Origin of the sequence: Pedobacter heparinus (assembly GCF_032678725.1) — a bacterium.
GTDB lineage: Bacteria > Bacteroidota > Bacteroidia > Sphingobacteriales > Sphingobacteriaceae > Pedobacter > Pedobacter heparinus_A.
In genome coordinates this window covers 278,680-304,830 of the sequence record NZ_JAVTSC010000002.1, presented here as the reverse complement: position 1 = coordinate 304,830, position 26,151 = coordinate 278,680, and the positions used below count along the sequence as shown (strand labels likewise).

General features: G+C 45.3%; 26 protein-coding genes. 8 read left to right on the top strand and 18 right to left on the bottom strand.

Annotation, left to right across the window (positions count from 1 at the left end; translation table 11 throughout):
• Positions 1–170: 170 nt before the first annotated feature.
• Positions 171–1,019, bottom strand: coding sequence for an NAD(P)-dependent oxidoreductase (locus tag R2Q85_RS04590; RefSeq protein ID WP_316810567.1), 849 nt, complete (start codon positions 1,017–1,019; stop codon positions 171–173).
• A gap of 284 nt (positions 1,020–1,303) precedes the next feature.
• Here R2Q85_RS04590 and R2Q85_RS04585 point away from each other — a divergent pair, with 284 nt between their 5' ends.
• The gene (locus R2Q85_RS04585) at positions 1,304–1,672 is read left to right on the top strand and encodes a YccF domain-containing protein (protein ID WP_316810566.1); all 369 of its coding nucleotides are present in this window, start codon (positions 1,304–1,306) and stop codon (positions 1,670–1,672) included.
• A 92-nt stretch (positions 1,673–1,764) separates the two neighbouring features.
• Here the strand turns inward: R2Q85_RS04585 and R2Q85_RS04580 are convergent, their stop codons facing one another.
• From R2Q85_RS04580 to R2Q85_RS04560, 5 genes are all read right to left on the bottom strand, one after another.
• Entirely contained in the window at positions 1,765–2,013 is a 249-nt protein-coding gene (locus R2Q85_RS04580) for a DUF6952 family protein (protein ID WP_316810565.1), read from the bottom strand.
• On the bottom strand, positions 2,010–2,321 hold the full coding sequence (locus R2Q85_RS04575; RefSeq protein ID WP_316810564.1) for a thioredoxin family protein: 312 nt from the start codon (positions 2,319–2,321) through the stop codon (positions 2,010–2,012). The genes R2Q85_RS04580 and R2Q85_RS04575 overlap by 4 nt, the downstream gene beginning before the upstream one ends.
• A 13-nt stretch (positions 2,322–2,334) precedes the next feature.
• The gene (locus tag R2Q85_RS04570) at positions 2,335–2,967 is read right to left on the bottom strand and encodes a peroxiredoxin (RefSeq protein WP_316810563.1); all 633 of its coding nucleotides are present in this window, start codon (positions 2,965–2,967) and stop codon (positions 2,335–2,337) included.
• 149 nt (positions 2,968–3,116) lie between these two features.
• On the bottom strand, positions 3,117–4,907 hold the full coding sequence (locus R2Q85_RS04565; protein WP_316810562.1) for a S9 family peptidase: 1,791 nt from the start codon (positions 4,905–4,907) through the stop codon (positions 3,117–3,119).
• A gap of 6 nt (positions 4,908–4,913) precedes the next feature.
• A complete protein-coding gene (locus R2Q85_RS04560; RefSeq protein WP_316810561.1) occupies positions 4,914–6,119 on the bottom strand; it encodes a hypothetical protein in 1,206 nt (401 codons plus the stop codon).
• Positions 6,120–6,193: 74 nt separating this feature from the next.
• Between R2Q85_RS04560 and R2Q85_RS04555 the strand changes: the two genes are divergently transcribed.
• Positions 6,194–7,594 (top strand): aldehyde dehydrogenase family protein, encoded by a 1,401-nt coding sequence (locus R2Q85_RS04555; RefSeq protein ID WP_316810560.1) that lies wholly within the window; start codon positions 6,194–6,196, stop codon positions 7,592–7,594.
• Between the two features lie 2 nt (positions 7,595–7,596).
• On the opposite strand, the gene ygiD is transcribed toward R2Q85_RS04555, so the two are convergent.
• Together ygiD and R2Q85_RS04545 are read right to left on the bottom strand one after the other, a co-directional pair.
• Positions 7,597–8,424 carry a 4,5-DOPA dioxygenase extradiol gene (gene ygiD / locus R2Q85_RS04550; RefSeq protein WP_316810559.1) on the bottom strand — a complete coding sequence of 276 codons (828 nt, stop codon included), beginning with the start codon at positions 8,422–8,424 and terminating at the stop codon, positions 7,597–7,599.
• A 6-nt stretch (positions 8,425–8,430) separates the two neighbouring features.
• The gene (locus tag R2Q85_RS04545; RefSeq protein WP_316810558.1) at positions 8,431–9,003 is read right to left on the bottom strand and encodes a YceI family protein; all 573 of its coding nucleotides are present in this window, start codon (positions 9,001–9,003) and stop codon (positions 8,431–8,433) included.
• A 115-nt stretch (positions 9,004–9,118) separates the two neighbouring features.
• On the opposite strand from R2Q85_RS04545, the gene R2Q85_RS04540 reads away from it, so the two are divergent.
• Positions 9,119–9,826, top strand: a complete 708-nt coding sequence (locus R2Q85_RS04540) for a peptidylprolyl isomerase (protein WP_316810557.1) — start codon at positions 9,119–9,121, stop codon at positions 9,824–9,826.
• A gap of 6 nt (positions 9,827–9,832) precedes the next feature.
• Positions 9,833–10,603 (top strand): exodeoxyribonuclease III, encoded by a 771-nt coding sequence (locus tag R2Q85_RS04535; RefSeq protein WP_316810556.1) that lies wholly within the window; start codon positions 9,833–9,835, stop codon positions 10,601–10,603.
• A gap of 114 nt (positions 10,604–10,717) precedes the next feature.
• Here the strand turns inward: R2Q85_RS04535 and R2Q85_RS04530 are convergent, their stop codons facing one another.
• The 8 genes from R2Q85_RS04530 to R2Q85_RS04495 all read right to left on the bottom strand — a co-directional run bounded on the left by R2Q85_RS04530 (position 10,718) and on the right by R2Q85_RS04495 (position 19,298).
• Positions 10,718–12,508 (bottom strand): OmpA family protein, encoded by a 1,791-nt coding sequence (locus R2Q85_RS04530; protein ID WP_316810555.1) that lies wholly within the window; start codon positions 12,506–12,508, stop codon positions 10,718–10,720.
• Between the two features lie 104 nt (positions 12,509–12,612).
• Positions 12,613–13,173 carry a 5-formyltetrahydrofolate cyclo-ligase gene (locus R2Q85_RS04525; protein ID WP_316810554.1) on the bottom strand — a complete coding sequence of 187 codons (561 nt, stop codon included), beginning with the start codon at positions 13,171–13,173 and terminating at the stop codon, positions 12,613–12,615.
• Between the two features lie 168 nt (positions 13,174–13,341).
• Positions 13,342–13,902, bottom strand: a complete 561-nt coding sequence (gene efp, locus R2Q85_RS04520) for an elongation factor P (protein ID WP_316810553.1) — start codon at positions 13,900–13,902, stop codon at positions 13,342–13,344.
• Positions 13,903–14,058: 156 nt separating this feature from the next.
• Complete coding sequence (locus tag R2Q85_RS04515; protein ID WP_316810552.1) at positions 14,059–14,673, bottom strand: ATP-binding cassette domain-containing protein; 615 nt, start codon at positions 14,671–14,673, stop codon at positions 14,059–14,061.
• Positions 14,674–14,687: 14 nt separating this feature from the next.
• Positions 14,688–15,473 carry an acyl-ACP--UDP-N-acetylglucosamine O-acyltransferase gene (gene lpxA / locus R2Q85_RS04510; protein WP_316810551.1) on the bottom strand — a complete coding sequence of 262 codons (786 nt, stop codon included), beginning with the start codon at positions 15,471–15,473 and terminating at the stop codon, positions 14,688–14,690.
• Positions 15,470–16,879 (bottom strand): bifunctional UDP-3-O-[3-hydroxymyristoyl] N-acetylglucosamine deacetylase/3-hydroxyacyl-ACP dehydratase, encoded by a 1,410-nt coding sequence (locus R2Q85_RS04505; protein ID WP_316810550.1) that lies wholly within the window; start codon positions 16,877–16,879, stop codon positions 15,470–15,472. The genes lpxA and R2Q85_RS04505 overlap by 4 nt, the downstream gene beginning before the upstream one ends.
• 2 nt (positions 16,880–16,881) lie before the next feature.
• A complete protein-coding gene (gene lpxD, locus R2Q85_RS04500; protein ID WP_316810549.1) occupies positions 16,882–17,955 on the bottom strand; it encodes a UDP-3-O-(3-hydroxymyristoyl)glucosamine N-acyltransferase in 1,074 nt (357 codons plus the stop codon).
• Positions 17,956–18,074: 119 nt separating this feature from the next.
• The gene (locus tag R2Q85_RS04495) at positions 18,075–19,298 is read right to left on the bottom strand and encodes an HD domain-containing protein (protein WP_316810548.1); all 1,224 of its coding nucleotides are present in this window, start codon (positions 19,296–19,298) and stop codon (positions 18,075–18,077) included.
• 104 nt (positions 19,299–19,402) lie between these two features.
• On the opposite strand from R2Q85_RS04495, the gene R2Q85_RS04490 reads away from it, so the two are divergent.
• The 4 genes from R2Q85_RS04490 to R2Q85_RS04475 all read left to right on the top strand — a co-directional run bounded on the left by R2Q85_RS04490 (position 19,403) and on the right by R2Q85_RS04475 (position 23,770).
• Complete coding sequence (locus R2Q85_RS04490; protein ID WP_316810726.1) at positions 19,403–20,956, top strand: bifunctional response regulator/alkaline phosphatase family protein; 1,554 nt, start codon at positions 19,403–19,405, stop codon at positions 20,954–20,956.
• 382 nt (positions 20,957–21,338) lie between these two features.
• Positions 21,339–21,764, top strand: a complete 426-nt coding sequence (gene tsaE / locus R2Q85_RS04485) for a tRNA (adenosine(37)-N6)-threonylcarbamoyltransferase complex ATPase subunit type 1 TsaE (RefSeq protein ID WP_316810547.1) — start codon at positions 21,339–21,341, stop codon at positions 21,762–21,764.
• Between the two features lie 61 nt (positions 21,765–21,825).
• The gene (locus R2Q85_RS04480) at positions 21,826–23,052 is read left to right on the top strand and encodes an alanine dehydrogenase (protein ID WP_316810546.1); all 1,227 of its coding nucleotides are present in this window, start codon (positions 21,826–21,828) and stop codon (positions 23,050–23,052) included.
• Positions 23,053–23,074: 22 nt separating this feature from the next.
• Positions 23,075–23,770, top strand: coding sequence for a M15 family metallopeptidase (locus tag R2Q85_RS04475; protein WP_316810545.1), 696 nt, complete (start codon positions 23,075–23,077; stop codon positions 23,768–23,770).
• Here the strand turns inward: R2Q85_RS04475 and R2Q85_RS04470 are convergent.
• A complete protein-coding gene (locus tag R2Q85_RS04470) occupies positions 23,718–24,812 on the bottom strand; it encodes an aminotransferase class I/II-fold pyridoxal phosphate-dependent enzyme (RefSeq protein ID WP_316810544.1) in 1,095 nt (364 codons plus the stop codon). The genes R2Q85_RS04475 and R2Q85_RS04470 overlap by 53 nt on opposite strands.
• The gene (locus tag R2Q85_RS04465) at positions 24,799–26,151 is read right to left on the bottom strand and encodes a D-alanyl-D-alanine carboxypeptidase/D-alanyl-D-alanine-endopeptidase (RefSeq protein ID WP_316810543.1); all 1,353 of its coding nucleotides are present in this window, start codon (positions 26,149–26,151) and stop codon (positions 24,799–24,801) included. Before R2Q85_RS04465 ends, R2Q85_RS04470 begins: the two co-directional genes overlap by 14 nt.

Sequence of the window (26,151 nt, the reverse complement as noted above, 5' to 3'; positions counted from 1 at the left end):
AATGTAGCTGCAAAGTTAAACCGTCTCCATTTAAAATTCGCCATCGTTAAAACAAATTAAGTTAACGTCTTGTAACTCATATCAAAATATTAAACATGTATACATCTTAAGGGTATAGCAATAGCTCTTGAATTTTTATAACAAATTTGCAGGCCATGGATTTGCACACCTTATAGGTTATCCTTCGCAATCACACTCCAGTCATCAGAGCCGTGGCCCTTTGCTATCCAGCTATCCATTTGGGAAGCCACGGCAGGAATAACAATTAGCCTGACGCCTTTTTCATCAGCGGCGCTCATCATCAGTCCTGCATCTTTCCGGGCCATATCCAGTTCCCATGAAGGTTTGCTGAAATCCCCTTCTCTTAGTTTATCCAGCCTTGCCGGTGCGCCAGCCCCTGGATTCCATTCCGCAAACAGCGCCGCTATAGCTGCAGGATCAATATCCTGCGCCTTTGCAAGTGCAAGCGCATCAGACAGGCCGGCGGTCATCGAGATCAGAAAGGAATTGCCGATCAGTTTGATACCAGCCGCCTTTCCTTCTTCCGGACCAAAATTGATGAGTTTGCCCGTCATTTCAGAAAGCGCTGGCTCCAACCTGCTGATCACCTGCTGATCACCAGAAACCAGCATGTTCCCGCTGCTTTCCAAAGCATTGGGTGGCCCCATAAATACCGGTGCATGCAGATAGGTAAACCCTCTGGCCTTCCAGTGCTTTGTTCTTTCCACAGCGCCCTGCCTGGAGGTTGTGGTATGGTCTACAATAGTTACCCCTGAAGAAAAGCCGCTACTTGCAGCTTCCAAAACCTTGTTCACAGTATCATCGTCTTTTAGGGTAAGGTGAATCACGTCAACTCCTGTTACGGCATCAACAATATTTTCGAACACCTTTGCACCCTCAACTTCAAGTGCCTTTGCCTTTGATAAGGTCCTGTTCCATACTTGTACCTGAACTCCCTTGCGGAGCATTGCCTTCACAAAATTTGCCCCCAACAGGCCGGTACCCAAAAACGCTTTCATAGTCAAATAAATTATTTAATAAAGGTAAAAATTTAAGCGGAAGTTACTAGGAATTGGGCCCGGAGTTAATGCCGGGCATGCATGCACATCTGATAATCTTGCCGTCGAATACAACAGTTTTACGAGTAAATTGTTTCCGCTCATTTCCACGATAGTCATTGCCTGCCACCCTGACTTTTTAAATGGGTGTTATTATATTCGTATTGTAAAAATTATTTATAATGACAAATGGAACAGGGCAATTTTTTACCGTAACTATATTGCCTTATTAAAGTCTATACTGTATGAATTTAATTGGCAATATCATCTGGATTATTTTTGGCGGAATATTTATTTTCTTTGAATATATATTTGGCGGGTTAATCCTATGCCTGACTATTGTAGGGATTCCATTTGGCATACAATGTTTTAAATTCGCTATCGTTGGCCTTGCTCCTTTTGGCGTCAAAATTACCGATACTTCTTCCAATACCGGATGCTTATCTACCCTAATGAACATCATCTGGTTCTTATTCGGTGGTTTCTGGATTGTACTAACCCACCTGTTTTTTGGTGTGCTGCTCTGCATTACAATTGTTGGGATTCCATTTGGAAGACAACATTTTAAATTGATGAACCTGGCGTTTACGCCTTTTGGGAAATCGATCAGGTAAAAGTCCATATTTGATCATTCCATGGATCATAGCGGCAAACAAAAAAAGGGAGGTTCCGATGGAATCTCCCTTTTTATTTGTTACAGGCCGAATTACCGGTCAATTGAACCCATCACCTTCTGCCCGAATGCATTCAGTGCATCTCTTTCCCCCATCCCTGATTTCACGCTTTCATGCACCTCGAGTGCACCGCAGATATTGGTGATCAGTTCTCCCGCCACATCAATCTCCTGCTCATTTACACCCCTGAACTCACAATAAGCTTCTAAAACCGTTAAAGTAGCTTCCAGGTCTTCGGGCCTGCTGTTTTCAAACAGTTGTCTTATAACTGGTATCTTCATGATTTGATCTTATCAAATAATTCACTTAAAATTTCTGCCTTATTGGTCTGAACCTGATCAACCAGGGCTCCGCCTTCAAAGGCAGCAAAAGTTGGCAAATTATCAACGTTTGCCAGTTTGCGCGAACCCGGAAGTTTTTCAGCATCAACAATAAGGAAAGCAACATCTTCATTTTCTGCAGCCAGCTTTTTAAACTTCGGTTTCATGATCCTGCAGTTTCCACACCAGGATGCAGCATACTGAACCATTACCTTGTTATTGTCCGCAACATATTGCTGAAGGTTATCTTCTGTTAATTCTAAAAACATATTTTCTATTTTATTAGTTAGCGCTCAGGTATTCTGCAACGCCTGTTCTGTTGGCATTCATGGCTTCCTTACCTTCTTCCCAGTTTGCAGGGCAAACTTCGCCATGTTTCTGCACGTGTGCATAAGCATCAATTAAGCGCAAATATTCTTTTACATTTCTGCCAACCGGCATATCATTTACACTTTCGTGGAAAACCTTACCGGTTTCGTCAATCAGGTAAGTTGCTCTGAAAGTTACATTTGAACCAGAAAAAGATTCATTTCCTTCTTCATCGTATTCCACTTCCTGCTCCACAATACCCAAAATATTAGCCAGGTGTCTGTGTGTATCCGCCAGGATCGGGTAAGTTACCCCTTCAATACCACCATTATCTTTTGGGGTATTTAACCAGGCGAAGTGAACTTCGTTGGTATCGCAGGATGCACCGATCACCAGGGTATTTCTTTTTTCAAAATCAGGCAGGGCCGCCTGGAAGGCATGTAGTTCTGTAGGGCAAACAAAAGTAAAATCTTTTGGATACCAGAATAATAAAACTTTGCTTTGTTTGCTTACTGCTTCTTCAAATACATTGATCTTCAAATCATCGCCCATTTCAGACATCGCATCAATGCTAACACTCGGGAATTTTTTACCTACTATTGCCATAATTATATGTTGTTTTATTGTTTTTTTTGATGGCACAAAGGTACGGCTATCCCCCTTCAAAAACAACCAAAGCGGAGATATAACAGATACTTAATCTTGATGACGTCATAGAGAAAACCTATACTGCACAAAAACAAATTAGTTGATAACTATGGATTTTTCAGGGTTTCTTCAAAAAGCTTAAAAATGCGTTTGTATTCGTCTGTCCAGCTGTCCGCCCGGGTAAAAACATGATCTTCAAGCGGGTAAGCAGCCAGCTCCCAATTCTCCTTCCCCAGTTCTATCAGTCGCTGTGATAAACGCACAACATCCTGAAAAGGTGTATTCTTGTCTACCATGCCATGGCACATCAGCAAATGTCCCCTCAAACCCTGCGCAAAATAGATGGGCGAACTCCGCCGATAAGCCAAAGGATCATTGTAAGGTTCATTTAAAATATTAGCCGTATAGCCCTGATTATACCGGGCCCAGTCAGTTACCGGGCGCAAAGCCGCGCCACAGGTAAAAACCCCGGGTTCCTTAAATAAGGCCATCAGGGTAACAAAGCCGCCGTAGGACCCTCCGTAAATACCGACATGACCCGGGTTCACCCCGTATTTGTCCACCAGCAGTTTTACCCCGTCCACCTGGTCTGTCAGGTCTTTGGCACCCATATGCCTGTAAATACCTGTCCGGTGGTTTCTGCCATAACCCGCACTGCCGGTATAATCAATATCAATTACGGTATAGCCATGGTCAGCCAGCAGGTTATGGAACATGTATTCCCTGGAATACTGGCTCCACCAGTAATGCACATTTTGCAAATAGCCTGCGCCATGCACAAATACCACTGCCGGCCGGTTTGGATGGGCATATTTAGCCGGGTAAACCCTGGCATACACCTCATCACCATAACGGTTTTTAAAAGACAGCAGGGCTGGCTCCCTCCAGGGGTAGGAATTAAATTCAGCAGAACCCGAATTCGTTACCTGAACTGCCTTTGCTCCCGGTATGTTGGCCTGCAGGTACAGCTCCCAGGGTTTGTTCATGTAGGAGTACTGAATAGCCAGCCATCGCTCATCCGGAGAAAGCAACACCTTATTGCCGCCTTTCATCGAAGTAATCTGCTGCACATCCCCCCCATTTACACCTATTTTATAAAAATGCGTGATCCCCGGATGCGCTTTATTTGCCGTAAAATAAAAGGTCTTTTTATCCCTGGAAAGCTGCAGTTGCTGAACTTCCCAATTGCCGGAAGTCAGTTGTTTTTTTACCCCTGTTTTGATATTGCTCAGGTAAATGTGTGCATAACCGCTCGCCTCACTTCGGTAATACACCCGGTCGGCATCCAGCCAGCCAACTGTTCCTGAACCTGGACCACCAACCCAGGCTTCATCATGTTGCCGGTCCAGCAAGCTCAGGGCGCTGCTTCCGCCATCTATTTTTAGCAACCACAGATCTTTATTGTCCTGTGCTCGTGCAAACATTACTGCTGCTGTTCCTTGTTCATTCCAATATGGCCCGGAAAGCGCTACGGTTCTGTCCGCATTCTTTTGTTTGCGTTCTTCCAGTTTTCCGGGGTAATCTTTAAGATAAGCAGGCAAGTCCTTAATCCCCGGGATCTGCGCTGTCGGGGTCCGGTACACGGTATCTTTAACCCGATCGTAAATAAAGTTTTCACTTGTTCTGCTTGTTGCTTTTTCAGCCTTCTCTGCCCGCAGCTGTACTGCTTTTACCGGCTTTACCGCAGGCGGACTGATCTGATAAAGTTCCGGGTTTCCGGTACGGTCCGGATCCCAGTGGAAAAATAGCTTTTTGCTGTCGGCAGACCAGCGGAAATCAGATGGGGATGTGCCCATCCATTTCTGGTCTCTCATGATCTTTTCCACAGTTAAAGGCGCCAGCTGCTGCGCCATCGCAGAAGACACGAGTAAACAAAGTAAAAGCCACATCCTTTCCATGACCACTTACCTGACGACTCTTCCTGCTTTATCGATATTCACCGCAAAGGGATTTAAATATTCATTGACCAACACCGCAAATTCCCTGCGCGTGACGATGCGGTTCGGGTCAAATTCAGTTTTAAAGTGATGGCTTGTTTTCCATTTCTTCTTTACTTCTTCTTTCGTATTTTCGGGCGATTTATTGCCTACAAAACAAACCAGGTTCAACACTGCCCCAATGCTCATTTCCCTTTCCTTGTAATCGTCAAACCAGATCTGTGCTTTATAGTAAAAGCTTTTTACAGCTTCCTTTATTTCGGCGGTAGTTACAGCCTGATCTGGTAAAAACCGCGCAATTCCCCCGGCAATATCTGCCTTTAAGAAGCCAGAAAGGCCGATCAGCTGAATGGCTTTCCAGTTGCTGTCCGCACGCGGTACATCTACAAAGGGCATCAGCGAAAGCTTGTGGTCGATCAATTCCCGCTGGATCACTTTTAAACTGGCCAGGGAAGTTTTGGTTTTAAAAAAGGCGGCATACGCTCCTGTTGCACCCGCGGCCTGCCCCCCGGCTATGCTTTGCTGTGCGGCACTCAATACCACCAGGTTTTCCTGATCCGGAAGCAGCAAGCTGTACAAGCTGAACACATTGCCCGTCGCCGCTCCTTCCGCGTAGCCCGAAGCCACATTTATGCGGTAAAGATTATCCGCATAGCTCAGTGTATGCCATTGTTTCGCTACAGCTGGCAGGCCAAGCAAAGTATTTACGTTCCCCGTATGGTCTGCATTGACCAGCACTTCTGCTTTAATGGTCCTTCCATCCGCCAGCAATACGTTCCAGTTGTTCCCCGATCTTTTGATCCTGGACCATTTGATGTTCCTGATCACAGTCAGGTTCTTTATGCTATCCCCCCAGGTTTTAAGGACCATATTGGCACTTGTACCATCTACGTAAACCGCAGCAGTGCTGTCCTTGATCCCTTTAGCCTTACGCATTTTATTTAAAAATGTCAGTTCCAGTCCAGAAGCCAGGTTTTTATCCAGGTCAGCAAGATCAAAATCCGGTTCCTGCAGCAGCAGAACCGTTTTTGCACCAGACATTGCCGATTGGAATCCGGCGCCAAGTGCATTATTTCTGTTCCCGACAACCAGCACCCCTGTTTTAATCGTTTGGGCTATGGCCAGCTGCGCAAATGCTGCGCATGCGAAAACAATTAATAATCTTTTGTTCATTGGTATATTATTATTCGTTATATTTTGTTGTTTTTTGTACGCATGAGCCCTTTCGGGTAATAAACACCAAGCCTATGAGCCAAATGATCAGTTCCGCTTTTGATGCCCAGCAAAAACATAAATATACGCTTAGAAACAGCAATGCCGCACAAAGAATTGATAAATTAACAACATTAAGAGCAGCAATTGAAAGCTATGAGGAAAAAATTTATGCCGCGCTGCAAACCGACCTGCGGAAAAACAGGTTTGAAAGCGCCATCACAGAACTGATTTTCATTTACAGCGAAATTAACTTTGCCATTAAAAACCTGCAGGGCTGGATGAAGCCCAGGCGCGCCGGAAAAAGCATCAGCAGTTTCCTCGCGAAAAACAGGATTTATTATGAGCCCAAAGGCAGCTGCCTGATCATAGCGCCCTGGAACTATCCCTTCCAGCTCTTAATGAGCCCGCTGATCTCCGCTATTGCTGCGGGCAACTGTGCGATACTGAAGCCATCAGAACTCAGCCCGGCCAGCAGTGCGGTCATTGCCCGGTTGATCAGGGATTGTTTTGACGAACGCGAAGTCTGTTGCATAGCCGGTGATGCTGCAGTAGCTACCACCTTGCTCAGCCTCCCCTTTGATCATATCTTTTTTACCGGAAGTACGGCAATTGGCAAGCTTGTGATGCAGGCGGCGGCTAAAAACTTAAGTTCAGTAACGCTGGAGCTGGGCGGCAAATCGCCTGTGATCATAGATGAAACAGCTGATCTGAAAAAAGCTGCTGAAAAAATTGCCTGGGGCAAGCTGATCAATGCGGGGCAAACCTGTATTGCGCCCGATTATGTTTTAATTCCCCTGGACCTGCAGCAAAGATTTATTGAACATTATAAAAGTGCAGTAACCAGGATGTTCTTTACCACCAACGGGCAGCTCAATGAAGAAGTTTATGCGAAGATCATCAACCAGAAACATTTCAAAAGAATAGCCACTTTAATAGATGATGCCCTTGACAAAGGAGCCATTGCTTCCATGGGCGCCGAAAGGGACGAATTGAACCAAAGCATTTATCCAACGGTACTGAGCCGGCTGCCGGCCGGAGCAGCCATTATGAAAGAAGAAATATTTGGCCCTGTTTTACCATTGATCAGCTATCAGACCCTGAGCGAAGCCATTACGCAGGTAAACAGCCGCAGCAAACCGCTGGCCCTGTATCTCTTCAGTGCCAATAAGCAAAACATCCGCTATGTACTAAAAAACACCTCGTCCGGCGGTGTCTGCGTGAATGATGTACTGCTGCACATTTCAAACCCTAAACTACCCTTTGGCGGGGTAAATGGCAGTGGCATGGGCAGTAGCCATGGTTTTTTTGGGTTTAAAGCCTTTTCTCATGAAAGGGCTGTGGTATTTCAGTCTGTCTTTCCTACCAGCCGCCTCATTTATCCACCTTACCAAAACAAGTTCTGGTTGCTGAAATGGGTTAAAAAATTCTTTTAAGTTTAACCAACCCTCACCGAAGTCATGGTCAGCGAGCCTGCTACCGCTTTATCATTAAACAGGGAAACCTCCTCTTTCGCGTTCTGCAAACCCAAAGTATACATCAGGGGCAGGTAATGTTCCGGCGTAGGGATGGCCATCATGGCCGCAGCCCCCAGGTTCTGATAATTCAGCAAAGGCTGATGTTCCCGGTTCAGGATCAGATTTTTGAATTTATCATTCATTTCCAGCGCCCAGTCATAGCCCCCTCCATTGATCATTTCCCAGCTCATCATCCTCAGGTTGTGCACCATATTCCCGCTGCCTAAGATCAATACCCCTTTTTTACGCAGGGCATAGAGCTCTTTTGCCAGGCTATAATGATAATTTGCATCTTTGGTATAGTCAATACTCAGCTGCAGTACCGGGATATCAGCGCCGGGATACATGTGCCTGACCACCGTCCATGCGCCATGGTCAAGGCCCCAGTCGTGATCCAGGCCAACAACTGTACTGTGGACCAGTCCGGCAGTTTCCATGGCCAGTTGCGGATCTCCGGGCGCGGGATATTCCACATCGAATAAAGCCTGCGGAAATCCCCCAAAATCATGTATCGTTTTCGGAAAATCCATGGCGGTGATGTGCGTACCCCGGGTAAACCAATGGGCAGAAACCACTACAACCGCTTTAGGCCGCGTGATGTCCCTGCCCATAGCAGCCCATTGGGTGCTGAATTCATTGTCCTCAATCCCGTTCATGGGCGAGCCATGGCCAATAAACAGCACGGGCATCAGCTGTTCCTGCTGTTCCAGCCCTGCCGTAAACGTTTTAAATTGAGTTAAATCAGACATGGCCGCTTATTTAGCCTGAACAAATTCCAGGTTCAGGGTCACCTTAACATCCTTTGCGATGCCCATACCGGTCGGATCATATTTGATGTTGTAATCCAGCCTGTTTACACTTGTTGTAGCCGTAAAGCCCGCTTTGGTATTGCCCTGCTGGTCTTTGGCAGTTCCACCAAAAACTACATTAAATTTAACATCTTTCGTCACGTCACGGATCGTCAGTTTTCCGCTCAGCACATAATTATTGCCACTCAGTTTCTTAAATGAAGTACTTTCAAAGGTCATTGCCGGAAATTTTTCAGCATTAAAGAAATCGTCTGATTTCAGGTGTTTGTCCCGCTGCGCTACGTTGGTACTGATGCTGTTCACATCCACTGTAAAACTGATCTTCGCATCAGTAAGATCGGCTTTTGCTGCTGTAACGGAGCCGTCAAATTTATGAAATGAGCCATCAACAAAAGAGATGCCCATGTGCTTTACCGAAAAATTCACAAAGGAGTGCATGGGGTCTACCGTCCATTTCGTCTGTGCAAATGAGGCCACACTGATGGAAATGGCAATCAGGAATAAAAATACTTTTTTCATTTTCTTATGGTTTTAAATGATTTACAAAGCTATAACCAATCAGCGCTCCAATTGTTGATCTATGATAAGAAATTGTGCCCTTAAATAAATAACTTAGCAATTTAATTAAAAGCCCATGAAGCGTTATTTTACCATAATTCTTTGTCTTTGCTTTATTTCGGCCTTCCCTGCCAAGCCAAAGCATTCCTATGTTAAAATCAAAACAGAGATGGGGGAGTGCATCATCATGCTGTACAATGAAACCCCGCAGCACCGGGATAACTTCCTTAAACTGGCCAAAAAAGGCATGTATAATGGCAGCCTTTTTCACCGGGTGATCAAAGGCTTTATGATTCAGGGCGGAGATCCCGATTCAAAAACGGCACTATCAGGCACACTGCTCGGTGAAGGGACGGTAGGCTATACCATTCCGGCAGAATTTCGCGACAGCCTTTTCCATAAAAAAGGGGTATTGGCTGCCGCCAGAGACAACAACCCTGAAAAAGCTTCCAGCGGAAGCCAGTTCTACCTGGTACAGGGTAAAATATTTACCGATCCACAGCTGGATGAAGTAGAAAACAAACGTCCCGGGTTTAAAATTCCCGGATGGCAAAGAGAAATTTATAAAAATATTGGTGGCACCCCGCATTTAGACCGCAATTATACCGTTTATGGTGAAGTGGTTAAGGGCCTTGAGCTGATCGACCAGGTCGCAGTGATAAAGACAGACCGTAACAACCGGCCCCTGGAAGATGTAAAAATGACGGTCAGCATATTAAAACGCCGGGAGGCCCGGAAACTGGAAAAAATGCTCCATGGAGCGCCCATCAGGATAAACAAATGATAACACATGAAAATCATCTCTTATAACGTCAACGGAATCCGTTCCGCTTCTACAAAAAACTTATTCGGATGGCTGCAGGCCACCGATGCCGATATGGTCTGCATGCAGGAAGTGAAAGCGCTGCCCTCACAAATCCCCGAAATTATTGCGCTCGTTGAGCAGCTCGGTTATCACCATTACTGGTTTCCTGCCGAAAAAAAGGGGTACAGCGGCGTTGCCATACTGAGCCGCATCAAACCCAACCATGTTGAATATGGCTGCGGCGAAGAATGGATAGACAAGGAAGGCCGCATTTTAAGGGCGGATTTTGACGATTTCTCCCTGATGAGCGTCTATCTTCCATCAGGATCAAGCGGTGATGAGCGACAGGTTAAAAAGTATGAATTCATGCGTTTCTTTGAGGCCTATATCAGCGGTTTACGTCAAACCATTCCTAACCTGATCATTTCAGGTGACTACAACATCTGTCATACCGCGATGGATATCCACAACCCGAAATCCAATGCCAACTCTTCCGGGTTCCTGCCTGAGGAACGGGAATGGATGGAACTGTTTCTGAACAGCGGTTTTATCGATACCTTCAGGTATTTCAATAAAGACCCGCACCATTATACCTGGTGGAGCTTCAGGGCCAATTCAAGAGCCAAGAACCTGGGCTGGCGTATCGATTATCACCTGGCTACCCAGCCGATGCTGCCAAAGCTGAAAAAAGTATCCATCCTTGCCGACGCGATACATTCCGATCACTGCCCCGTCTTATTAGAATTAAACCCCTGAAAGCATGGCTGCTAAAGCCATCGCCTGCCTCATCAGCGACTTTATCAAAGCACAACGCTAAAAAATCCCTGCAAAATGATTTGCAGGGCTTCGCCACTTTACTAACCTCACGCACTAATACTTTAAAACTTTTATTTCCGTTCTTCTGTTCTGCTGATGCGCATCTTCTGCACAGTCCACCCCATTTGCACATTGGTTCAGTAACTTTGTTTCCCCATAACCTTTAGCCTGCATTCTGCTGCGCTCCACCCCCTTACTCACCAGGTAATTTACCGCCGCTTCCGCCCTTTGCTGAGAAAGGCGCAGGTTATACGCATCCTTACCCCTGCTGTCCGTATGCGAAGAAAGCTCTATCTTTAACGTCGGGTTTTGCGACATCACATTTACCAGGTTGTCCAGGATCCTTCCGGCATCCGGCCTGATGTTCGACTGGTCAAAATCATAATGGATATTTTTAAGTACAAATACCGCTCCGGCATCCAGGTTGCTTACCCCCAGTTTCAAGGTCACGTACAGCGTTTTACTCCTGTCCAGGCCTTTGGTGCTCACACCTTCTGTCTGCGAAAATTTACCCGCCTGGTTGGCCACGATGCTGTAATCCGAAGCCTGCTCCAGCTGGTATACAAACTTAGCTTCCGTATCCGAAATCTGGCTCATGTTCGTACTGTTCGAAGTATTGGTCAGTACCGTTCCGATTCCGGGCAATTTAGTATGGTCATTTGTCCGAACGGTTTCTCCAATCAGCGTAAAACGGGGATCATCATGATAGATCTCTTTATAGATCACCAGGCCCGAGCGCTCAAAATCAGCAGCTGTAATGGCAACAGGCATCGCGGCAATGCCATTTTTTACCGCAGTAATCTCATAGGTGCCCTTTTCAGCAGCGATCATGCGTTCCGCCTGCCCATCTGCATTGCTGATGGAAGTATTGTCGATCTGGTTACGGCTGATTTTCACGGTAACCCCGCTTAAAGCTAGGCCTGTTTGCCTGTCCTTCACCACCACCAGGATGTCCTTCGGCTGTGCGGCTGCAGGTGGTGCCACCGTTTTGGTCAATGGCGCAGCTGCCGCAGCTTTGCGTTTACCGCCAAATGTATATTTGATCCCCAGGCCTATATTTACTGCCTGTACAAAAGTTTTTTGAGTAATTGGTTTTTCTTCATAGAAATCTAATATGTTGGTGATTTGTCCGTCCTTTACGTTCATTACATCAGTAGCAGTGATGGCTTTCTTAGCCTGGTAGCTGGTCACATAAAACTCACTGGAATCAGACCCGAAGCTTTTGCCAAAAGCCCTTAAATAGTCCGCCTGTAAAAATACACTCAGATTATCCCCCAGGGCATAAGACAAACGCATCCCGCCCAGTCCCATCCAGGATTTTGTTTTCTCTTTCGAATTGCTGGTATAATAGCTGTCAAACAAATTGACCGGAGGACCTGAAGCCACATTTACATACACAGACTGGGTATACTGTGGAAAGCCTTCAAACAATACCCCACCCCGTAAAAACGCCTCCACATCCAGTTTACCAAAAATCGCTTTATAGGTAGGTCCTATGCTCACCGCAATATGCTGAAAAGAAGGATGATTGTGATATTCCGTAGCAATGTGCCCATTGTCAAAAAATACGCTGTCAAACTTCCGCATATCATGGTTCAAAAACCGGGCATCTATACCAATACCCCATTTATTACCTTTAAAATACTGGTCTATGGCCAGACCGGCAAAATAACCATTTTTGGCCCGGCCTGGCTCCTTTTTATAATTGCCCATCGGCATGCTGAGGCCGCCAAAAGCCGAAACCTGAAGTCTTCCTTTATCATTTGCCGTCGAATCCGACCTGTTTTGTGCCCAGGTAAGGCTGCTTAATAAAACCGCCACTACCATTAATATTAACTTTTTCATAATTTCATTCCTTTAGTTTAAATCAAACCTTTGGAGTGATATCATGAAAACTTAAAATTTGTTACCCCCTCAGCAAAAAAATCTTTCGGCAATTAAAACCGTCATTAAAAATGATATACTTTTTCCGGCGTAATACAAAGGTCCAACGCAACATCATACGCATCGACATCCTCAATCTGCCCAATTGGTCCAAAAAAAGACAAACCAATTTTCCGTGTATCCAAACCCTGCAAAAACCGGTCGTAAAAACCCTTTCCATAGCCTACCCTATATCCATCCAGATCAAAAGCCAGCATCGGAACCAGCACCATATCTACCTCCCCGGTATGCAAGTCCCCTTTAGCCGGTTCCAGGATATCATAAAAATTCTTTTCCAGTCCATCCCTACCCATATACACATAATTGTGCATCAATGCTGTCTCAAAATCCGCCTTAGGCACCACAATCCGGATCTCCGGATGATGCAGCGCAAGCCAGTCGATCAATAAAAAGGTATCCGGCTCTTTTTTCTCGGCAATCGGCAAAAAAACATGGACTGTCTTAACCGAAGAAAAGTCTTGCAAAGCAAAATGCCCTAACAACGTCCTGCTATAAAGCGCAGCCTGTTCCTCAGAAAGCCCCTTTCGCTGCAAAACAGCATGTTTCCTTAACTCCGCTTTTGTCATACCCAAAGATAACCATAACGATTAACCTTCACAATAAAACAACAGCTTCAGAAACCAATCCAAATCCTCCATATTGATTTCTCCAAAAAAACCACATAAAAAAGAAGGCTTCGGGAACCACTCCGAAGCCTCAATCAACCTAAACCTAAAACTAAACTATGAAAATTCTTATTTTACTCTTTCTATATAGTCACCAGTCCGTGTATCAATCTTAACCTTATCGCCCTGATTGATAAACATTGGCACTTTTATTTCAACTCCTGTCTCTACTGTCGCATATTTCAATGCATTGGTAGACGTATCACCTTTAACCGCAGGCTCCGAGTACGTAATCTCTAATTCTACATGCGAAGGCGTCTGTGCCATAATCGGCTCATCGCTTTCAAATGCAATGATCACATTCATTCCTTCTTTCAAAAACCGAACACTTTTACCGAATAACAACTTCGGAATGTTAAACTGTTCGTAACTGGTATTGTCCATCACCACCAGGGCATCACCATCTTCATACAGATACTGATAATCGCTGGTTTCTACACGACAAATTTCCACCTCTTCATCCACACGGAACCTGTATTCAACCAGTTTCCCGGTTTTAACATTCCTCATTCTGGCCTGGTAAAAAGCACGCAAGTTGCCCGGCGTACGGTGTAGAAACTCCTCTACTTGTACCAATTCTCCGTTGAAACGAAGGATATTACCATTTTTAATGTCTGATGCTTTTGCCATTTTTTTTGAAATTGTGCCTAAACTTTCGGCCTTTTTTCGTGCCGCAAAGGTAAAGACTATTTATTAATTATACAATAGTAATTTAAAAATATTTTTATAAAGGTATTTTAAGCCCTAAATAGCCCCTTTTGGCCCGTTTTCAAATATAAATTTTACTTATTTATAATCTGTCAACTGCACAAAATGGTTACAAAAGGAATACTCAACCTCCTGATTTGATCCAATGATCAGTGTCCTGTCTGCCCCAAAACGCTCCATCAACTCCAGGTACCAGGACACTCCCTGTTTATCCAGATTAGAGGTAGGCTCATCCAAAAAAAGCAAGGGTGTAGCTGCGCAGCAAGCCAGAACGAGTTTAGTCCGTTGCTTCATTCCCGAAGAGAAATATTTTAAAGCTTTATCCTGAGATTTAGCCAGGCCAAGCAAGTCCAGCACGGCTTCTGCATCCATTCCCGCATAGAAGCCCTTAAACTTAAAATGGAAGGCTATCGTCTCCTGCAGGGTAAATTCCTCTATCAGGTCTACATAAGGAGCTGCGAAACTGATGTGCCGGTAAATGTTTTCCACTGGAACAAGCGCCCCGTTTTCATAGGCTACCATCCCTTCCGAAAGGGTCAGGTTACCCAGCAGCACACTTAATAAAGTAGACTTACCAGAACCATTTGGCCCTAAAACTGCGTATTTTTCAGCCGCATTGAACGTATAGTTCACATTCCTGAAGATCCACTCCTGGTTAAACCTTCTGCCAACGTTCTGCAAGCTGATTGTCATTCCTTCCCGGTGTGTTAACTGCCAGAGCCAAAGCCCTTCATCACCCCTCTGTTCGAATTCCTGATGAAATCTACAATCTCATCGCGGATCTCTGTCGGTTTAAATTCAGCTTCTATCATATCCAGGGCCTTGGTTACATTGTTGTGCTTTACAAATAATACCCTGTAAATTTCCTGTATTTCATTGATCTTTTCAGATGAAAAGCCCCTTCTGCGTAAACCTACAGAATTGATCCCGGCATAAGAAAGTGGCTCTCTTGCTGCTTTTACATAAGGCGGAACATCCTTTCTAACCAGTGAACCACCAGTAACAAAGGCATGCGAACCTACTTTTACAAACTGGTGGATGGCCACCAGTCCGGCCAGCACCACATAATTGCCAATGGTAATGTGCCCGGCCAGCGTTGTGCTGTTCGAAAATATACAAAAATCGCCAACCTCACAGTCGTGCGCGATATGTGAATAGGCCTGGATCAGGCAATTGCTGCCAATCACGGTCTTCCATTTATCCTTCGTTCCCCTGTTGATCGTCACACACTCCCGGATGGTGGTATTGTCGCCAATCTCTGCGGTTGTCACTTCCCCGGCAAACTTCAAATCCTGGGGCACACCAGAAATCACTGAGCCCGGAAATACCCGGCAGTTCTTTCCGATCCTTGCCCCATCCATAATTACTACGTTTGAACCAATCCAGGTGCCTTCGCCAATCTCAACGTCTTTGTGAATTACTGCGAAAGGCTCAATAACTACGTTGTCGGCTATTTTTGCCTGTGGATGAATGTATGCTAAGGGTTGTATCATGTAGTTTCGGTTTCTTTTACTTTTACGATCTGGGCCATCATTTCAGCTTCAACAACCACTTTTCCGCCTACCATGCCAACGCCTTTCATTTGCGCAATTCCTCGTCTTATCGGCTCCATCAGATCACACCTGAATACAATGGTATCGCCTGGCAGCACTTGTGCCCTGAAGCGCACATTGTCAATTTTCAGGAACAAAGTAAGGTAATTCCGCGGATCAGGAACAGTGCTCAGCACCAGTATCCCGCCTGTCTGGGCCATGGCCTCGATCTGGATCACACCTGGAAAAACAGGCGCACCCGGGAAATGTCCTTTAAAGAACTCTTCGTTCATGGTCACGTTCTTTACGCCCACCACATGGGTTTTAGACAATTCCAAGACCTTATCCACAAACAAAAATGGTTGTCTGTGTGGCAGAATGTCCATGATCTGAACCGTATCGTATAGCGGTTTGACACTCGGGTCGTATACATGCTGTACTTTTTTGTTTTTTTCCTTTTTGATGGCTGCTTTAATTTTTTTAGCAAAGGCCACATTCGCAGCATGACCAGGTCTTGCTGCCATGATATGCCCTTTTAAATGCACTCCAACAAGGGCAAGATCACCAATCATATCCAGCAGTTTATGTCTTGCCGGTTCGTTCTGGTGCCTCAGCTCCATGTTATTTAAAATTCCCTGGGGCGCAACCTCAATAGCTGTTCTTTTAAAGATCTTGGCCAAATGGTCTAACTCTTCCTTCGTTACCTCTTTATCTACAATAACAATGGCATTGTTTAAGTCCCCGCCTTTGATCAGGTTGTTTTGCAGCTGGTATTCCAGCTCATGTAAAAAACAGAAGGTCCTGCAGGAAGCGATCTCTTTTTTAAATTCAGCAATACTGGTAATCCCTGCATGCTGGCTGCCCAAAACCGGCGAATTGTAGTCGATCATACAGGTAAACCTGTAATCATCCAGGGGCATGGCCACAATCTCTACCTTCCGGTCAGGTTCTGTATAGGCTATATTGTGCGGGATCTGAAAATACTCCCGGTCTTTCTCCTGTATTTGTACGCCTGCACTTTCCAGTGCATCTAAAAACAGGATGGCACTGCCATCCATTATCGGTGTTTCCGGACCATCCAGCTTCATCAGCACATTGTCCAGATCCATTCCAACCAAAGAAGCCATAACATGTTCAACGGTACTTACACTTGCCCCGTTCTGAGAAATGGTTGTTCCCCGGGCCGTATCGGTAACATTGTCACAATCTGCATCTACAACCGGGCTTCCAGGAAGGTCAGTTCTTTGAAACTTAAATCCATGATTTTCAGGTGCAGGGCAAAAAGTGAGGGTAACATTCGCCCCGGTATGCAGGCCTACGCCCTGTACCGAAACTTCATTCTTTATGGTCTTTTGTTTAACGTTCATTCTTATTTTGGTATTGTACTGTTTTGTTCAATGCGCTCGTTCAGCTGTTTAATTTTCGCCTCCAGGCTCGCTATCCTTTTTTCAACGCTGGGCAGCTGTTTAAAAATTACAGAAGCCCGCATCCAGTCTCTCAGTGGCTGGGCAGGACTGCCGTGCCACTGTTTATTTTCTTCAGTCGTATTAAAATTTATACCGGCCTGGGCACCAATCTGGGTACCTTTTGCCAATGAAAGGTGCCCTGCAATGCCAACCTGACCACCCACAACCGATTTTTCTCCGAGCTTGGAACTGCCGGAAATCCCCGTCTGGGCCGCAACCACACTATGCGCGCCTACATCAACATTATGTGCAATCTGGATCAGGTTGTCTAATTTAACACCCTTCCTGATAAATGTAGAGCCCATCGTGGCCCGGTCTATCGCAGTATTGGCCCCGATCTCCACATCGTCCTCAATCACCACATTTCCGATCTGCGCGATCTTGGTATATGTTCCATCAGTCTGCGGCGCAAACCCGAACCCATCACTGCCAATTACCGTATTGGAATGTATAATGATGTTATTGCCCAAAACCGAACGGTTATAAAGCTTCACACCCGGAAACAAGGTACAATTGGTACCCACTACCGAATCCGCACCGACATATACCTGTGCAGAAATTTTACTGCCATCACCAATCTCCACATTTTCAGCAATATAGCTAAAAGCGCCGATAAATACATCTTTACCGATTTTTGCAGAGGGGTGAATAAAACTGGGCTGTTCAATGCCTACCTGCGCATTCGTCTGGTTGATGACTTCATTATACTTTTCCAGCAGAACGGAAAAAGCGCTGTAAGGGTCGGCTACACGGATCAGCGTGCTCTTTACCTTTTGAGAAGGCATAAAGTCTTTACCAACAATGACTACAGAAGCATTTGTTGAATATAAGTAGTTCTCGTACTTGGGGTTAGATAAAAAGCATAAAGAACCAATCTTACCATTTTCTATTTTGGAAAGCTCACTAACCCCAACGCGCTCATCGCCTTCAATGGTACCATCTATAAACTCACTTATCTGCTTGGCAGTAAATTGCATTTTACAAAGTTATATGTTAAATTGATATGAACAAATAAACCTGTTTAGGTTGCCAATTCATCATTTTAAATTGAACATCTAAAAACGGGATAAATCGCAAATTATTTTGTTAAAAAATGCTAAATAATTCGCGGATAGCATAATATGTGTTTTTTTACGGTCTTGTCTAAAGATTCTAAGTTAGATAAATCCGAAGCTTTTGCAATATCAATAATCGTATTGTTTTTCAACAGGATATTGATGTTGCCGCTGCCCGCATTGTAGGCCCTGTTCCTGATCATATCGGTGAACACAAAATAACAAACATCTGTCTCGTTCAGCTTTAAGACTTCAGCAGTACGGGCCTTCAGGTCTTCTACCCGGTTTTCATCAGGCAGCTCATTGCTGATCTCTACTTTATAGAGATTCCGCTGCGTCAGCATCCCGCAAAGCTGCGACAGGATCCGGTCAGGGTGGTCCACCCATACCTTTACCGAAGCAAATATATCCTGGTCGTCCAGCCGCGAAAAAGCCTGCAGATGCACATCTCCTGTAAAAAATTCTGTTTCCGTAATTTCATTTACCAAAAAATGATGCAATGCCGGAGTTGCAAACAGGCTTTCGCCATGTGAGGCCAGGTATTTTGCCCGCTCCAGGATCTTTACCAGGAGCATTTCGCCGGCGATCACCGTTTTATGCAAATATACCTGCCAGTACATCAGCCTCCTGGCAATCAGGAATTTTTCAATAGAATAAATGCCTTTTTCTTCAATCACCAGCTCCTTATCCAGCACATTGAACATTTTAATGATCCGGTCAAAACTGATCACCCCCTCACTGACACCTGTAAAAAAGCTGTCCCGGTTCAGGTAATCCATACGGTCCAGGTCAAGCTGGCTGGAAACCAGCTGAGGCAGAAAATGCTTGGGATAATCGCCCCTGAATATTCTGATCGCCAATGTCAGCCGTCCGTCAAACTCTTCGTTCAACTTTTCCATCAGCCGCATAGAAATGTCTTCGTGTTTAATTTCATTTACCAGCGTATGTTCCAGCGCATGTGAAAAAGGCCCGTGACCAATATCATGCAGCAAAATGGCTATAGTTGCCGCCTCTTCTTCTTCCAGATCAATTTCATGCCCTTTGCCCCTAAGCACCTCAATAGCGAGACCCATCAGGTGCATTGCACCTATCGCATGGTGAAACCGCGTGTGCAAAGCCCCCGGATATACCAGGTGGGTCATCCCCAATTGCTTGATATACCTTAGTCTTTGAAAATACGGATGTGAGATCAGGTCAAATATGATTTCAGAGGGAATATTGATGAAGCCATATACCGGATCATTGATGATTTTCTTTTTGTTCAATCGCTGAAAATAAATTATACGGTACAAAAATTGCTATTTTTATCCATACTAAGAAAGAGATGTCTCTTTTTGAGGAATTATTTTTACATTATACATATATAATGATGCAAGAGACTAAAATTTTATGGGCCGATGATGAGATCAACTTATTAAAACCACATATATTACTGTTAAACGAAAAGGGATACCATGTCACCACCTTTACCAATGGCAATGATGCGCTCGAAGCATTTGGAAAGGAACACTTCGACCTGGTTTTTCTCGATGAAAATATGCCGGGGCTAAGCGGACTGGAAACCCTTACCGCCATCAAGAACATCAGGAACGATGTTCCCGTGGTGCTGATCACCAAAAGTGAAGAAGAAAACCTGATGGAAGATGCCATCGGTTCAAAGATTGACGATTACCTCATTAAACCAGTGAACCCAAAACAGGTATTGCTGACCATTAAAAAGATCATAGACAATAAAAGGCTGGTTAGCGAAAAAACTTCCATGGCCTATCAGCAGGACTTCAGACGCCTGGGTATGACGCTGAACGACAGGCTCAGTTACGAAGAATGGGTAGAGGTTTACAAAAAGCTGGTTTTCTGGGAGCTGGAGCTGGAAAAACTCGATGACCCCCAGATGCATGAGATCCTGACCATGCAGAAATCGGAAGCCAATATGCAGTTCTCCAAATTTATAGAAGACCATTACCTGGGCTGGGTAAACGGCAAGGGCCAGGCACCCCTGCTATCTAATGAACTGCTGAAGAAAAAGGTTTTTCCGCTGATCAACGGCACCACCCCGGTTTTCTTTATCCTGATTGACAACCTGCGTTACGACCAGTGGCGCATCATCAACCCGCTGATTACCGAACATTTCAGAATGGACGATGAGGACACTTATTCCAGCATCTTGCCGACGGCTACACAATATGCACGCAACGCGATATTTTCTGGTCTGATGCCCCTGGAGATGGAAAGGCGCTTTCCCGGATTGTGGCAGAATGATGATGATGAAGGCGGCAAAAACATGCATGAAGGTGCTTTTTTAGCCGATCAGCTCAAACGTCAGCTGCGCAAGGACTGCAAATTCAGCTACAATAAGATCCTGACCTATGATGATGGCAAGGCCTTAAACGAACAGGTCAACAACCTGATGCAAAACGAATTCAATGCCATCGTTTACAACTTTGTAGACATGCTGTCACATGCCCGTACCGATATGCAAATGATCCGGGAACTGGCGAATGACGATGCTGCATACCGTTCGCTCACCTTATCCTGGTTCGAACATTCGCCCTTAATGGATCTCTTAAAAAAGATCTCACAGAAAAAGGTAAAAGTGGTGATCACCACTGACCATGGCACTATCCGGGTAAAACACCCGAGCAAGGTAATCGGCGATCGCAATACGAACACCAACCTGCGCTATAAACAAGGCCGCAACCTTAATTATAACGCTAAAGAAGTCTTTCTGATCAAGAACCCGCATGAAGCACAATTGCCGAAGATCAACATCAGCTCCAACTATATTTTTGCTAAAGAAGACCGCTATTTTGTATACCAGAACAATTACAACCAGTTTGTAAATTATTACAATGAAACTTTCCAGCACGGGGGCATTTCACTGGAGGAAATGATCATTCCCGTTGCTTCTTACAGTTCACGGTAAATATTTATCATTAATATATAGATCAGGGAGCCTCCGGGCTCCTTTTTGTTGCAGCATCCTTAATAATAAATACAATTTAAATATTGTTTAACTACAATTAAAAAACAGAATTAAACTACCCTTGCATTACCCTTGGAATACGGTTGGAATACCATATTGGGTAATGCAAGGGTATTTCAAGGGTAGCTTAATGGTAGCTCAACAGTATTTTAATTCTGTATTTATTCTGTTCTTTACCTATACTTATATTGAACTTATATAGAACCTGGTGCATCCCTGGCAGTGACAGCGGCAAGGCGGAACGAAAAAAATGACCCTTTCGGAGACAAGAGCTTAACCAGCCGCTACAAAATTAACCCGAATTCTTGTAAATTTGCCATAAATGGAAAAGATAAAAATTGAGGTAAATGGCCTGGACGAGCTGGATGGGGCTGCTAAAAAGATCCTGAACCATGCAAAAGATGAGCACTTCTTCATTTTTGAAGGTGAAATGGGCGCGGGAAAAACTACCCTGATCAAAGCATTGGCCAAAGCAATGGGGGTGGACGAAGTGGTTTCAAGCCCAACCTTTTCCATCGTAAATGAATACGAGGCCAATGGCAGGATCATTTACCATTTTGATTTTTACCGGATAAAAAACCTGCAGGAAGCCTATGACATTGGCTATGAAGAATACTTTTATTCGGAAAACCCCTGTTTTATTGAATGGCCTGAAAAGGTTTGGGAGCTCCTGCCCGAACATTACCTCAAAATCCAGATAGAGACCTTGAATGAAAATGGCCGGTTATTGTCAATAATAAAAATTTAAATCGCAAAGGAACTAAATTTCAGCTAAATTGCTTAATTTCAATCCAAATCAATAAATAACAATGGCTACAGGATTACGCGAAGGTATGGCCTCCATTGCCCAAAAAGGGTTAATACAACCCAAAGAGGCAATGTCAGAAATCAACAAAAAGAACAACAGTTTATACATAGGCATTCCGAAAGAGATCTCTTTCCAGGAAAACAGGATTGCATTGACCCCGCTTTCTGTTGCCCTGCTGGTGAACAACGGACACAAGGTAATTATTGAAACCGGGGCCGGTGTGGGCGCAAATTTTTCTGATAAAGACTACAGTGAACAGGGCGCGATCATCTCTTTTAACAAAAAAGAGGTTTTTGAGGCCGATATTATGGTGAAAATCGCTCCGCCTACTACGGAAGAGATTGCATTGATGCATAAAGGACAGACTTTAATTTCAGCGCTTCAAATGGGTGCACTTAAAGAATCCTACCTGAAAGCACTCCTCAATAAAAAGATCAATGCGTTATGCTTTGAAAACCTGCGTGATGAGGGCAATATTTTAAGTGTGGTCCGCTCTATGAGTGAAATTGTGGGCGCCACGTCAATTTTAATTGCCGCCGAATACCTGAGCAATGTTACCGGAGGTAAAGGGCTGATGCTGGGTGGTTTTACAGGGGTACCGCCAACCGAGATCGTTATCCTGGGCGCAGGTACAGTAGGCGAATATGCAGCCCGGACAGCCATATCTCTGGGGGCGGAAGTGAAAGTGTTTGACAGTTCTATTTACCGGTTAAGACGACTGCAGAATAACCTGGGCACCCGGGTTTTTACCTCGGTAATGCAGCCGATTGTGCTTGGCAAGGCCATTACTACCTGTGATGTGGTGATTGGTGCCATCCGCGCTTCGCATGGCCGGAGCCCCTGTATTGTGATGGAAGAAACGGTAGCCCGCATGAAGCCCAATTCGGTGGTGATTGATGTGAGTATAGACCAGGGCGGCTGTTTTGAAACTTCTGAGGTGACCAACCATAAGGATCCCGTGTTCCGGAAGCATGATGTGATCCATTATTGTGTGCCAAATATCGCATCCCGGGTACCCAGAACGGCCTCCTATGCTTTAACCAATATTTTTACACCTATATTGATAGATATCGGCGATATGGGCGGCCTGATGAACGTAGTCTGGAACAAGCCGGGGATAAGAGAGGCCCTGTACATTTACCAGGGTCACCTGACCAGCAAAGACCTTGCTACGATGTTTAACCTGCCCTATAAAGACATTGAGCTGCTGGTAGCGGCCAATCAATAACTGCTTCCCGAATGAAACCATCATGAGCAAACATTCCATGAAAAAAATGCTGCTGATCTTATTTCTTAGCTACGCCTTCCATACCCAGGCACAGGAAAAAACACTCAACCCCTACGGACTGAAGATAGGCACCTACGCCGAATACCTGGATTCTTGTAAAAAAAACAGTGACAACAAGCTGCTGGAGCTTAAAAAATACGTTCCGGGCCTGGTGCTCGACATCAAATACGCCACTACTGATAATTTTATGAAGCGGGTGATGTACAAACAGGCGCGTGCATTTGCCCGCAGACCGGTGGTGATGCAGCTCAGAAAGATCCAGACAGAACTTAAAAAGAAGGGATATGGCTTAAAGATCTTTGATGCCTACCGGCCTTACCAAGTAACCCTGGCCTTTTATGCAGAAGCTTCTGACAAAAACTTTGTGGCCAATCCAAAAAAGGGCTCAAAGCACAACAGGGGCTGCGCAGTAGACCTTACACTGATTGACTTGAAAACCAGGAAGGAACTGGTCATGCCAACACCTTATGACAGTTTTGCTCCTGAGGCCTCTTCTACTTATGCTGAGCTGCCGGATGAGGTTTTAAAAAACCGGGAGGAACTCATCAGCATGATGCGCAGACATGGCTTTCGGGTGATTCCCAATGAATGGTGGCATTTTGATTTTATGGGCTGGCAGAACTATGACCTGATGGATATCCCCTTTGAGCAGCTATAGCTTGCAGTAATTGGCCTATGCTTTCCCGGCTGGCCCAGCTGCTCAGTACTACGCGGTTTAATGCAGGGCTGTTCTGGTCCGGATAGGGAAAAGAGGAGATCAGAATCCTGCTTTTTAGCAATTCTTGGTATAAATCTTTGTTTTTACTTAAATAGACCGGATAATCCTTTACATAATCCCATTCATCGGGTTGGACTCCTGCTGCGAAATCATCCATATGTGCATGCAGTTTCTCCAGCTCGGCACGATATATCCCGGCAGCATGCATAAAAGCGTATAAACCGGCGGCGGCCGGCGGAGAGGCCCCCATAAATACATTGCTTTTTTTAAGTTGGGTTATGGCCTGTTGTGGCCCGAGGATGAGCCCTGCATCCACCCCTAAAGCTTTGGCCATGGAGGCGACGACAATGACCTGAACATTTTTCGGCGCAGCAATCAGGTTTAAGATGCCCCGTCCATGATCCAGCAAGCCAATTCCATGGGAATCGTCTACAATTAAAGTTACGTCCTTATCGGGATGGATGTTTTCTAAAAAACAGAAATCGTAACGCTCGGGAAACAGGTTATTTAAGGAGTTGCTGAGCAGCAGCCATTTGCGCTGTTTGCCAGAGTTGATGTGCTGCAGGCTGCTTTCGGCCCAGTTGTTAAAAGATCCGGTAATGCCCGGGTCTTCGTTCAGCCAAAGCGCCGGATGTGTCTGGGGTGCATAAAGCAGGCTGCCGTAACTGGCGTAATGCCTGACCAGCAATTGAGCGGCCAGATAGCCGCTGGATGTAATCAACGCCCCCGCAGCGCCAAAATATCGGGCGGCATATTCCTCTGCTTCCCTGTAAATGCCCAGCTGAACGTTATTGCCCCTGCTGGTGCCGTTATTGAGACCGAACCTTTTAAGCCCTTCCAGATAAAGCGATTTAAACGCTTCATTTTGGGGAATACCCAGGTAAGCCGTACCGCTGAAATACAGATAGGATGCTCCCTGAACATCGATGTTCAGTGCAAGCGGGTTTTGGAGGCGCGTTAAATCCAGATCAGAACTTTTCATGGATATAAGTGATGATGCGGCCCATTTCGTTCCTGACATCTGCGGTTGGCAAGATATAGTTGTTGTTCATAAAAGAAAAAATATAGGTTTTCCCTTTTTTCGTAAGCACATACCCGCTTTGGTTGTGCACCCCGGAAAGGGTTCCTGTTTTACCGAAAACAAAGGGCTGATCTGTTTTGGGATAGGCATTCCGGAGTGTTCCGCTTTGGCCGCCTGCTGGCATCATGGCAAAAAGACGGGCAGGATCGTTTACCTGTTTGTAGATCAGTTCCAGCAGTTTGATCAGGTCGCGGGGTGTAAACAGATTGTACCTGGAAAGCCCGGAACCGTCTACCCAGCGCGGCTGGTCCGGCAGCTCGTTTAAATAGGTTTTTTTGATATGGGAGATGGCCTTCTGGCTATTCAGTTCTTCACCAAGCTGGTCGGCATACACCAGCAGCAGCTGTTCCGCTATAAAATTATCGCTGGGCAGCATCATTGCCTTAAGTACGGTATCTCTTTTCAGGTTATAAATGGTCTTTGCGTTGGCCGGCATTTTCCGCTTTATGATCAGAACCGGCTTTTTCAGCGTGTCCGAGAGCAGGCTCAGGGTAAGCGGCAGGCTTACTTTGTATGGAACATCCTGGCTATAGTTTAATGGAAGCGGCATTACCGGGTATTTAAAATGATTGGTGTTAAAATCACGGATGACACGGAAGGTTTGTTGTCCGGAAAGCGTATCTACAGAAAAGCAATCTTTAAACAAGCCCGGCACCATGGTCAGCTTGCCCTTTTCGGCTTTAAGGCTAAGCAGGTTATCCATTAAAGGCAGTTCACCGATCTCGGCCTGGTAATAATCGTTGTAATCGTCCCATTGCCAGCCCTGGCCGTAAAAATCACCGGTATAGCGCCCGGGCGCATAAAACAACTTTTTCTGGCTTGACCTCAGGAATTCGATCGCCCTGGTCCCTTTCAGCCTGCTTTGCAACATGGATGGGTCGCCCGTACCCCAGAAGATCAGGGAATCACCCTGCTCTATATACCGCAATGAAGGAATCGAATCGGGCAGCATTTTTAACACCGCATAAAAGGTAAACAGCTTGGTATTGGATGCGGGGGTGAAATACTGGTCTGCATTTTTTTGAAACAGCATGCGCCCTGCTGCCATATCATATAGCGCAAAGCCTGCATAGTATTGCTTCAGCACCGGAGAATCTGCAAACTGCTTCCTTACAGCCCTGCCAATGCGTTTTTCGGCAGTACAGCCGGAAAATAAGAGCAGCGCGAAAATGGCCTTGAGCAGGACTGATCTGAGTGTATACAGGCTGAGGGGTTTTCTTTTCTGGGGATATCTGATCAT

Coding starts and splice junctions, on each gene's coding strand:
- R2Q85_RS04590 (WP_316810567.1), bottom strand. CDS start 1,019: ATGAAAGCGTTTTTGGGTACCGGCCTGTTGGGGGCAAATTTTGTGAAG.
- R2Q85_RS04585 (WP_316810566.1), top strand. CDS start 1,304: ATGAATTTAATTGGCAATATCATCTGGATTATTTTTGGCGGAATATTT.
- R2Q85_RS04580 (WP_316810565.1), bottom strand. CDS start 2,013: ATGAAGATACCAGTTATAAGACAACTGTTTGAAAACAGCAGGCCCGAA.
- R2Q85_RS04575 (WP_316810564.1), bottom strand. CDS start 2,321: ATGTTTTTAGAATTAACAGAAGATAACCTTCAGCAATATGTTGCGGAC.
- R2Q85_RS04570 (WP_316810563.1), bottom strand. CDS start 2,967: ATGGCAATAGTAGGTAAAAAATTCCCGAGTGTTAGCATTGATGCGATG.
- R2Q85_RS04565 (WP_316810562.1), bottom strand. CDS start 4,907: ATGGAAAGGATGTGGCTTTTACTTTGTTTACTCGTGTCTTCTGCGATG.
- R2Q85_RS04560 (WP_316810561.1), bottom strand. CDS start 6,119: ATGAACAAAAGATTATTAATTGTTTTCGCATGCGCAGCATTTGCGCAG.
- R2Q85_RS04555 (WP_316810560.1), top strand. CDS start 6,194: ATGAGCCAAATGATCAGTTCCGCTTTTGATGCCCAGCAAAAACATAAA.
- ygiD (WP_316810559.1), bottom strand. CDS start 8,424: ATGTCTGATTTAACTCAATTTAAAACGTTTACGGCAGGGCTGGAACAG.
- R2Q85_RS04545 (WP_316810558.1), bottom strand. CDS start 9,003: ATGAAAAAAGTATTTTTATTCCTGATTGCCATTTCCATCAGTGTGGCC.
- R2Q85_RS04540 (WP_316810557.1), top strand. CDS start 9,119: ATGAAGCGTTATTTTACCATAATTCTTTGTCTTTGCTTTATTTCGGCC.
- R2Q85_RS04535 (WP_316810556.1), top strand. CDS start 9,833: ATGAAAATCATCTCTTATAACGTCAACGGAATCCGTTCCGCTTCTACA.
- R2Q85_RS04530 (WP_316810555.1), bottom strand. CDS start 12,508: ATGAAAAAGTTAATATTAATGGTAGTGGCGGTTTTATTAAGCAGCCTT.
- R2Q85_RS04525 (WP_316810554.1), bottom strand. CDS start 13,173: ATGACAAAAGCGGAGTTAAGGAAACATGCTGTTTTGCAGCGAAAGGGG.
- efp (WP_316810553.1), bottom strand. CDS start 13,902: ATGGCAAAAGCATCAGACATTAAAAATGGTAATATCCTTCGTTTCAAC.
- R2Q85_RS04515 (WP_316810552.1), bottom strand. CDS start 14,673: ATGACAATCAGCTTGCAGAACGTTGGCAGAAGGTTTAACCAGGAGTGG.
- lpxA (WP_316810551.1), bottom strand. CDS start 15,473: ATGATACAACCCTTAGCATACATTCATCCACAGGCAAAAATAGCCGAC.
- R2Q85_RS04505 (WP_316810550.1), bottom strand. CDS start 16,879: ATGAACGTTAAACAAAAGACCATAAAGAATGAAGTTTCGGTACAGGGC.
- lpxD (WP_316810549.1), bottom strand. CDS start 17,955: ATGCAATTTACTGCCAAGCAGATAAGTGAGTTTATAGATGGTACCATT.
- R2Q85_RS04490 (WP_316810726.1), top strand. CDS start 19,403: ATGCAAGAGACTAAAATTTTATGGGCCGATGATGAGATCAACTTATTA.
- tsaE (WP_316810547.1), top strand. CDS start 21,339: ATGGAAAAGATAAAAATTGAGGTAAATGGCCTGGACGAGCTGGATGGG.
- R2Q85_RS04480 (WP_316810546.1), top strand. CDS start 21,826: ATGGCTACAGGATTACGCGAAGGTATGGCCTCCATTGCCCAAAAAGGG.
- R2Q85_RS04475 (WP_316810545.1), top strand. CDS start 23,075: ATGAGCAAACATTCCATGAAAAAAATGCTGCTGATCTTATTTCTTAGC.
- R2Q85_RS04470 (WP_316810544.1), bottom strand. CDS start 24,812: ATGAAAAGTTCTGATCTGGATTTAACGCGCCTCCAAAACCCGCTTGCA.
- R2Q85_RS04465 (WP_316810543.1), bottom strand. CDS start 26,151: ATGATCAGATATCCCCAGAAAAGAAAACCCCTCAGCCTGTATACACTC.